Source organism: Saccharothrix carnea (assembly GCF_003014735.1).
In the GTDB taxonomy this organism is placed as follows: domain Bacteria; phylum Actinomycetota; class Actinomycetes; order Mycobacteriales; family Pseudonocardiaceae; genus Actinosynnema; species Actinosynnema carneum.
Genome location: NZ_PYAX01000028.1, coordinates 45,657 through 52,807, shown reverse-complemented (window position 1 = coordinate 52,807; position 7,151 = coordinate 45,657). Strand labels below are relative to the sequence as shown.

General features: G+C 70.7%; 7 protein-coding genes. 5 read left to right on the top strand and 2 right to left on the bottom strand.

Going from position 1 to position 7,151, the window contains the following annotated elements; all coding sequences use genetic code 11:
• A partial coding sequence (locus B0I31_RS38985) for a cellulose-binding domain-containing protein (RefSeq protein WP_181320767.1) occupies positions 1-620 on the bottom strand: 620 nt, incomplete at its 3' end.
• A 297-nt stretch (positions 621-917) separates the two neighbouring features.
• Here B0I31_RS38985 and B0I31_RS38980 point away from each other — a divergent pair.
• The 5 genes from B0I31_RS38980 (at position 918) to B0I31_RS38960 (ending at position 5,723) form a co-directional block, all read left to right on the top strand.
• On the top strand, positions 918-1,763 hold the full coding sequence (locus tag B0I31_RS38980; protein WP_106620399.1) for an alpha/beta fold hydrolase: 846 nt from the start codon (positions 918-920) through the stop codon (positions 1,761-1,763).
• A gap of 166 nt (positions 1,764-1,929) precedes the next feature.
• Positions 1,930-3,735, top strand: a complete 1,806-nt coding sequence (locus B0I31_RS38975; RefSeq protein ID WP_181320766.1) for an FG-GAP-like repeat-containing protein — start codon at positions 1,930-1,932, stop codon at positions 3,733-3,735.
• A 495-nt stretch (positions 3,736-4,230) separates the two neighbouring features.
• Positions 4,231-4,719, top strand: a complete 489-nt coding sequence (locus B0I31_RS41080) for a ricin-type beta-trefoil lectin domain protein (RefSeq protein WP_181320765.1) — start codon at positions 4,231-4,233, stop codon at positions 4,717-4,719.
• A gap of 387 nt (positions 4,720-5,106) precedes the next feature.
• On the top strand, positions 5,107-5,352 hold the full coding sequence (locus B0I31_RS38965) for a three-helix bundle dimerization domain-containing protein (RefSeq protein ID WP_106620396.1): 246 nt from the start codon (positions 5,107-5,109) through the stop codon (positions 5,350-5,352).
• Positions 5,353-5,417: 65 nt separating this feature from the next.
• On the top strand, positions 5,418-5,723 hold the full coding sequence (locus B0I31_RS38960; protein ID WP_245950787.1) for a hypothetical protein: 306 nt from the start codon (positions 5,418-5,420) through the stop codon (positions 5,721-5,723).
• Positions 5,724-5,819: 96 nt separating this feature from the next.
• Here B0I31_RS38960 and B0I31_RS38955 read toward each other — a convergent pair whose 3' ends face one another.
• Positions 5,820-7,151, bottom strand: coding sequence for an LLM class flavin-dependent oxidoreductase (locus tag B0I31_RS38955; protein WP_281262344.1), 1,332 nt, complete (start codon positions 7,149-7,151; stop codon positions 5,820-5,822).

The window sequence follows — 7,151 nt, the reverse complement described above, 5'->3', positions numbered from 1 at the left end:
ACCCTCGCCCCGCCCTGTCCGCCGGTGGTCCCGCCGTTCTGGGACGCGAAGCCGGTCGCGACGCCCGCGGGCGGGTTCGACGTCGTGGTGGTGGTGGTGGTCGTCGTCGTCGACGTCGACGTGGTGGTGGAGGTCGACGTGGACGTGGACGTCGAGGTGGAGGTCGTGGTCGAGGTGTCGGTGGGTTGCCCGGTGCAGGCCACACCGTTGAGCTTGAACGCGGTGGGCGCGGGGTTGGAGCCGGTCCAGGTGCCGTTGAAGCCCGGTTTGACCGACGCGCCCGTGGCCAGCGAGCCGTTCCAGGACGTGTTGCGCACCGTCACCGTGCCGCCGGATTGGGAGAACTCACCACCCCACAGCTGCGCCACCTTCTGACCCGCCGCGAAAGTCCACTCCAACGTCCAGTTCGACACCGCGTCGCCCAGGTTGGTCACCGTGACGTTGGCACCGAACCCGCCCTCCCACTGGCTGGTCACGCTGTAGTCGACCCGACACCCGGCCGCCGCATTGGCATTGGTGCCGGCCGCCATCACCAGGCCCCCGGTCAAAGCCGCCACCGACACCGCCGCGGCAATACCTGCGGTCCGACTCCTCGTGCGTTGACCAATGCGCAGACTCATGCGTCGCCTCCTTGCGAACAGCACTCCAGGACAGCGGTTCCCCAACGGCACCCACCCCCGCCGACCGGCGGAATCAGCGGCGATCCGGAAGTTCTGGGAACGCTCCCAGAAGCATTGCGCAAGCTTGCGGAACAGGCAACAAAATTCACGGTCCTGAACCACAAAGGCCACCACTCAAGGCGCCACCGAAATATTCACGTATACGAACGGGCCGACCAACCCACGCGTTTCAGCTGAACTGCTGCCGATCGCCGGCACGCTCTCGGGCAACGCGGCACCCCCTTGCTACGGTGACGCATGTTCTCGGTACAGGCCAACGGCGTCGACCTCGGTGTGGAAATCTTCGGTCGCGATGACGACCCCCTCGTGCTGCTGGCCGGTGGCACCACGATGCTCTCCTGGCCGGACGCGCTGTGCGAGCGGCTCGCGGCCGGCGGGCGTCGAGTGGTCCGCTACGACCTGCGCGACTGCGGGGCCTCGACGACCGTCGACCCGGAGGCACCCGCCTACACGCTCCGCGATCTCGCCACCGACGCGGCCACGCTCGTCAACGCCCTCGGCGCCACCACCGCCCACCTCGGTGGCTTCGGCGTCGGCGGCATGGTCGCGCAGGTCGCCGCGCTCGACCACCCCGGTGTGTTCTCGGCCCTGACCCTGGTCGGAACACGCCCCGTCGCGCCCGGTCCCGTCGATGACGACCTACCCGATCACGACCCGGTGATGGGCGCGCTGTTCTCCCTCCCGAGGCCCGACTGGCGCGACCGGGCCGCCGTCGCCGCGTACGCCGCCGACCGGGCAGCCGTGCTCGGCGACGACCCGGAACAGGCACGCACCACCGCAGCACGAATCTGGGACCGCACACCCTCGACCGACTCCTCAGCGCACGAGGCGAACCAGCTCGGAATGGTGTTCGCCCGACTCGACTGCACGCCGCGGTGGCGCGAGAGGCTCGGCGACCTGACCGCACCGACCCTGGTCTTGCACGGCCGCGCGAACCTGTTCTTCCCGGTCGGCAACGGCGAAGCGCTCGCCGCTCAGATCCCCGGCGCACGGCTGCTCGTCCTGGACGACATGGCCACCGCCCTCCCCAATGCCGCGGCCGACCGGGTCGCCGCGGCGATGCTCGACCTGCCGACCGGCTGACAGCTCGTCACGCGGCGCCGTGTCAGCAGTTCACCGGATACCGCGTCGAGCCGGGCGTCGCTAGCATCGCGACGGGCGGCGCGATCGTGCTGATCCTCGCGTTGAGAGGGTACGTGTGGCTGAGGCGGCAGCTAGGCGTTCATCGACTTCACCAAGGGATCGGGCGGTGTTGTCGAGGACGTCCTGTTCCCGGTTCGCGGTCGGCGTGGTGGCGGTGTTCGCGCTCGTCGTGCCGGCTGTGGTCACCGCCGGGCCGGCGGCGGCCGCGACGGTCGAGGTGGACACGAAAGAGGAGTTGTTCGCCGCGTTGGCTTCGGCGACCGCGGGTGACACCGTGTTCGTCGCCGGCACCGCGTCGATCAACCTGACCGGGCACAAGCGGATCGTCATCCCGGCCGGGGTGACGCTGGCGAGCAACCGCGGTCAAGGCGGCGCACCCGGTGCCCTGCTGTACAACACCGAGCTCGACCCGGGTCAGAGCGAGGCGTGGGCGCAGTTCTCGCCGAAGGGCAGCGGCGTGCGGATCACCGGCCTGCGGCTGCGGGGCCCGGATCCGGAGATCCGGAATGACGCCTACGAGTACGACAACTCCCGTGGCATCGAGGCGCTCGACGCCTCGGACCTGACCGTGGACAACAACGAGCTGTCCGGTTGGTCGCACGGCGCGGTGTACCTGGGCAACACCCTCGAAGCGAGGATCGCGAACAACCACGTCCACCACAACCGGCGGACCGGCCTGGGCTACGGAGTGGTGCTGTACAACAGTTCCAGCGCGGTCATCGAGTTCAACACGTTCACCCAGAACCGGCACGCGATCGCCGGGAACGGGCTGCGCACCCAGCGGTACGACGCCAGGTACAACCTGGTGGTCGACAACGCCCGCTCGCACGGTTTCGACATGCACGGCGAGAACGAGGCGCAGGGCAACGGCTCGCCCTACGCCGGGGACGTCGTCCACATCAAGAACAACAGCTTCCGATCGAGCGCCGAGCCCGCCGTCGCGGTTCGCGGCAAGCCGTACACCGGAGCCTGGGTGTCGGGCAACTGCTTCGCGCACGGCAGTTCCAGCAGCGCGGTGCTCCAGCGCCACTTCTCCGGCAACTTCCACGTCGGCGCCAACACGTACGGCACCACCACCGGCACCTGCCACCAGCCGGGCGGCCGTGAGACAGTCGGCTGGAAGCTGTCCGACGCGGGCACCGGCAACTGGCAGGACCTGCGGCCGTACACGTTCGACGTCTCCGAGGTCGGGTTCGGCGACTTCGACGGCGACGGGCGCACGGACGTCTTCCGCGCCACCGGACACCGCTTCTACTACTCGCCGGGCGGGCGCGAGCCGTTCGTCCCCGGCGCGCTGTCGACCGTGACCAGGGCCGGGACGCGGTTCGGCGACTTCGACGGTGACGGCAGGACCGACGTCTTCTCCGTCTCAAATGGACAGTGGCGCTTCTCTCCCGGCTCGACCGGAAACTGGCAGCCGCTGGCCACCTCGTCGGAGCCGCCGGCCGAGCTGCGGTTCGGCGACTTCGACGGCGACGGCAAGACCGACGTGTTCCACTCTGACGGCACCCGCTGGTACTACTCGTCGGCCGGCACCTCCTCCTGGCGACCGCTCGCCACGTCCACTCTCGACGTCGGTTCGATGGGCTTCGGCGACTTCGACGGCGACGGCCGGACCGACGTGTTCGCGCTGCTCGGCGACCACTGGCAGTACTCGGCCGGTGGCGCCGCCGGGTGGGCGCCGCTGGCCGCGTCCGACATCCCGGTCTCCGCGCTGCGGTTCGGCGACCTGGACGGCGACGGCCGCACGGACGTGTTCCGCACGGCCGGAGGCCAGTGGTACTACTCGTCGGGCGGACGGTCGTCCTGGGTGCCGTTGGCGACCAGCGGTTGCCCACTGACCAGCCTGGAACTCGCCGACCTGACCGGCGACGGCCGGACCGACGTGTTCACCGGCCGGTGCGGCGGCTGACACCGGCCGCGGACTTGGTCACCTCCGCGACGAGCCGACCCGTGGCCTCCCCTACTCGGTGGTGATGTCGGCCTGCCCGGTGATCAGCACCTGGCAGGTTCCCGTCTTGCGGGCGGCGAGATCGGGGACGCCGTCGGTTCGGCCGCCGAGCACCCGGTGACCACGAGACCGATGGCCAACGCCGAGATGATGAGCTCACGCATGCGGTTGGTCTCGGGCGCCGACCGCCGGGACCGGTTCCCGCCGGCAGCTTCCTGCCTTCCCGACCGGTGCACCCGCGCCGGTGCCAGTACACGATGGCCTGGTGCGGGGACACCGGGTCGGGTGCGGTGCGTGGCGTCCGGCATTCATCTGTACCGCAACGGGTTCCTTTGCCACTCGCACGTGTCGTGTCAGTGGCCGTGCCGGTCCGCTCCCGTTCTACTTGGTGGGCTGAAGGTTCGGCGATCCGGGCCGCCGGTCACGTCGCCCGGAACTGCGGAAGAGGTGAGTCTCATGGCATTGCGGAGGACGCTGGTCGCCCTGACGGTCGTGGGTTCGGCGGCCGTGTTCGCGCCGACCGCCGGGGCGGAGGCAGCGAGAGCGGACGTCTCCGCCGCGCAGGAGACCGTGGCGGTGATCGAGAGCGCGAACGGCTCGGAGGACGTGTGGCTCCAAACCCTCTGGGACACCAAGCCGATCATCGTGGAGGAACACCGCGGCGGCAACCGGCAGGTCTGGCGGCTCGGCAGCGGCGACAACCTCATCAGGAACGTCGGGACCGGCCTGTGCGCGGCCGCGATCGGCGGCGTGCTGAAGGGCCGCCAGTGCGACCCGGACGACCCCGGCCAGCGGTGGTGGCGCGAGGGCAGCGGCGGCTCCAGGGCGATCGTGAACGACGAGTTCGGCACCTGCGTCACCTACGACGGGCACGAGCGCAGCCCGCGCCTGGAAGAGTGCGACTTCGGTGATCAAGACCAGCGCTGGTTCATCAACGAGCAGTAACGCGGGCCGGAGCAGCGGCGGGTTCCGCGGATAACCTCCGGCCTGCTGCGGTGGCTCATCATTTCGGGCGATCCGGTGTGGTCGTCCCTCGACTTCGGGCAGGCCCGTCGCATCCCCCGCCACCTCGGCTGACCACCCACCGGACTCCCCGGCGGCAGGTCGCGGTCACGCCGCGACCTGCCGCCCGGCTTGCGTTGCCGCTTCCGCCCCGGCCCGAGGCGAGCCGCCGGCGCACCCCGGCATGATGAGTATTCGTTTACCGAAAGTCCAGACTGGATTTGCCTGTTGTTCACACCTACGGTCGATCCCGGCGGTTGTCGCACAACATGCCGATCGCGGAGATCACCAAGCCACTCGGTTCTCCGCACGTGTGGTTGGAGGGCTCTCATGGTGGACAGGCTCGAAGGACACCAGGTGCGCGACCCCCGGCGGCTGCACGCCCCGATCGAGGTCCAACTGGACCAGGCAGCCGAGGAAGTGAGCCGCAGGCTGGCCGGTCGCATCGCCTACCAGGTCGTCCGGGAGGCCGTCACCGACGCCTACCAGCGGCTCGCCGGACCGGCCAAGGTCCACAGCTTCCTGCCGATCCTCGCCGCCAGGTCCGCGCACCGACGACTGCAGGCCGCACCCTGAGCACCACGCCTTCCGCACCCGATCCTCCCTCGCGCGAACCGGTCACCCGTGGGACAGTGCCCGGGGTGATCAACCAGGCCGACCGACCGGACGCGAGCGGTGTGCCTCGGTCGGTCGCCGAACTGGCGGCGTCCTCCTCGTCGTGGCGGGTGACGTGGACGCTTCACCGGCAGTGGGTCACCGCCGAACGCGTCGTCATCGCCGCCGGCCACCGGTGGACCATCGGTCTGACGCCGGCGAGAGCGGGCATGACCGCGCTCGTGCTGTGGTCGGACGACGAGGTGGTCGAGCACGCCAGGGGCACCGAGGCGCAGATGTGCGCCCAGGCGCACCGCTGGACCCAGGCCATCGCGCAGGGTGACGTTCCGTAGGCTCCACCGCTCGGCGAACACGGCAGCGCGAACCCGGTCACGGCGACCCTCCAGCTCACCGGGCGTCCGGTGCGGCGGAGGGTCGCCGCGAGTCGGTCAGACCAGCGCGGCCGACGCGTACCGGCTGACCGGCCGCGGCAGGCCGTAGTGCTCGCGCAGGGTGCGGCCGGTGTACTCGGCGCGGAACAGCCCGCGTGCCCGCAGCAGCGGCACGACGTGGTCCACGAAGTCCTCCAAGCCGGACGGCAGCAGGGGCGCCATCACGTTGAAGCCGTCCGCCGCGCCCGTGGTGAACCACAGCTCGATGTGGTCGGCGACCTGCTCCGGCGTGCCGGCCACGACCTGGTGCCCGCGCCCGCCACCGAGGCGGCCGAGCAGCTGGCGCAGGGTCAGCCGCTCCCGCTGCGCCAGGTCGCGCACCAGCTCGAACCGGCTCTTCGCCCCGTTGACCCGGCTGACCGGCGGGAACTCCGGCAACCGCGCGTCGAGCGGGTGGTCGGTCAGGTCGACGCCGATCAGCTCGGTCAGCTGCCGCACCGCCCGCGCCGGGATGATCAACCCGTCCAGCTCCTCGGCCAGCGCCCGCGCCTGCGCCTGCGTGCCGCCCAGCACGGGTACGATCCCGGGCAGCACCTTGACGTCGTCGGCGGCACGTCCCCGGGCCGTGACCCGGCGCTTGAGGTCGGCGTAGAACGCGGTCGCGTCGCCGTGCGTCTGGTGCGCGGTGAACACCGCCTCCGCCCACGCCGACGCGAACGCCTTGCCGTCCTCGCTGGACCCGGCCTGCACCAGCAGCGGGTGCCCCTGCGGGCTGCGCACCGCGTTCAACGGCCCGCGCACCGAGAAGAACCGGCCCTTGTGGTCGATCTCGTGCACCTTGGCGTCCTCGGCGAACACCCCGGACTCCCGGTCCACGACCAGCGCGTCGTCCTCCCACGAGTCCCACAGCGCGGTCACCACGTCGAGGAACTCGTCGGCACGCTCGTAGCGCTCGGCGTGCTCGAGGTTGACCTCGCGGTTGAAGTTCTGCGCCGACCGGTCCCCCGCCGTGGTCACGATGTTCCACCCGGCCCGGCCGCCGCTGATGTGGTCGAGCGAGGAGAACAGCCGCGCCAGGTTGTAGGGCTCGCTGAACCCGGTGGACGCGGTCGCGATCAGCCCGATCCGCTCGGTGGCCTGCGAGATCGCGGTCAGCAGCGTGATCGGCTCGAACCGGTTGGCGGCGGTGTGCCGCACGTCGCCCCAGATCTGCACGCCGTCGGCGAGGAACACCGAGTCGAACGTCCCGCGTTCGGCGATCCGCGCCAGGTGCTGGAAGTGCGCCACGTCGTCGAGGGCGCGGGGGTCGGTGCGGGGGTGCCGCCAGGCGGCCTCGTGGTGGCCGACGCCCATGAGGAACGCGTTGAGGTGGAGTTCGCGTGCGGACAA